The following is a 1,561-nucleotide window of genomic DNA, read 5'->3' on the forward strand; positions in this document are numbered from 1 at the left end:
CCCGGATTTCTCATGACCGCATAAACAAAAACGGCTGAAAGCCTTATGATTCTTGTCGCCAAACAAAGCCCCATAAGTCTTCAGCCGCGCACAAAATGCTACCAGAAAAACTCCACTTTTCACCCCTCTCTCGCCGCCTCGTCGAGGCCTCTTTCACCGGTGGTCACATCACCTCGGATGCGGGCTTGTTGCTGCTGCGCGAGGTCGACCGGCAACATGGCTTGACCCGCCGCCTGGCCAAAATCGTTCCCGATCGGCGTGATCCTGGGCGTGTCCAGCATGGACTGCAGACACTGCTCGCCCAGCGTATCTATGCACTGGCCGCCGGCTACGAGGATCTCAACGATCATGACGGCCTGCGCCATGACTACGCGCTGCAGACTGCGGTCAACCGCCTGCAACCGCTGGCCGGCAAATCCACTCTGGGGCGCCTGGAACAGCAAGCCGATCGCGAAACGGTGGTGCAAGCCCATCGCCTGCTGTGGGAGCACTTCATCGCCCAGCATGACCAGGCGCCGGCTGAGATCGTGCTCGACTTCGATGCGACCGATGTGCCGGTGCATGGTGATCAGGAAGGGCGCTTCTTCCATGGCTATTACGACCATTACTGCTTCCTGCCGCTCTATGTGTTCTGTGGTCGCCATCTGCTGGTGAGCTATTTGCGCCCGAGCAACATCGATGGCGCCCGACACAGTTGGGCCATCCTGGCACTGCTGGTCAAGTTCATTCGCCGCTTCTGGCCAGAGACCCGCATCGTGTTCCGCGGTGACGGCGGTTTTTGCCGACATCGCATGCTCGACTGGTGTGACCGCAAGCAGGTGGATTATGTGGTGGGTCTGGCCCGCAACACCCGCCTGCAGCGGATGGCGGCGCCGGCCATGCAAGCGGTCGCCGAGGCCTACCAAGAAACCGGGCAGAAGATGTCCGGCGTGTATCGCTTCCTCTATCAGGCCGGTAGTTGGCGTAGGCGCCGCCTGGTCGTGTCGCGCCTGGAACATGGCGAGCAGGGTGCCAATCCACGCTTCATCGTCGTGTCCCGCTTTGCCGAGGATGCTGCCCAGCAGTACTACGAAGACTACTGCGGCCGTGGCGACATGGAGAATCGGATCAAGGACCAACAGTTGGATCTGTTCGCCGACCGCACCTCCAGCCCACGCTGGTGGACCAACCAGTGGCGGCTGATGCTGTCGGCCTTTGCCTATGTGCTGTTCGAACGGCTACGCGATCATCTCCAGGGCACCGCATTGGCGCGCATGAGCATCCATAACCTGCGCTTGAAACTGCTCAAGATCGGTGCGGTGATCATTCGCAACAGCCGGCGCATCCGCGTGCTGATCAGCGAGGCCTATCCGCATCAGGAACTCTTTGCGGGGCTGGTTGCCCGCCTCAAGCCGACCTGAACAGGCGGGCGCCCCCGGCCCGGCTCAATGGGGGAAAGGGGGCAGTGCGCCCCATACGCGGGAATTGAATAAAAAACGATCAATTTTTAGCGGTGGAAGGCAGGTTGTTGATACACCGAGGCTTCACCGGCCACGCCTGCCGGCCTCATGAGAAATCCGGG

General features: G+C 60.9%; 1 protein-coding gene. It reads left to right on the top strand.

From position 1 onward, the window contains the following. Positions 1–95: 95 nt before the first annotated feature. Entirely contained in the window at positions 96–1,400 is a 1,305-nt protein-coding gene (locus HZR81_RS23505; RefSeq protein WP_010793081.1) for an IS1380-like element ISPa33 family transposase, read from the top strand. Positions 1,401–1,561 lie beyond the last annotated feature (161 nt).

Source organism: Pseudomonas sp. LM13, assembly GCF_041381355.1.
GTDB classification, from domain to species: domain Bacteria; phylum Pseudomonadota; class Gammaproteobacteria; order Pseudomonadales; family Pseudomonadaceae; genus Stutzerimonas; species Stutzerimonas frequens.

Coding starts and splice junctions, on each gene's coding strand:
- HZR81_RS23505 (WP_010793081.1), top strand. CDS start 96: ATGCTACCAGAAAAACTCCACTTTTCACCCCTCTCTCGCCGCCTCGTC.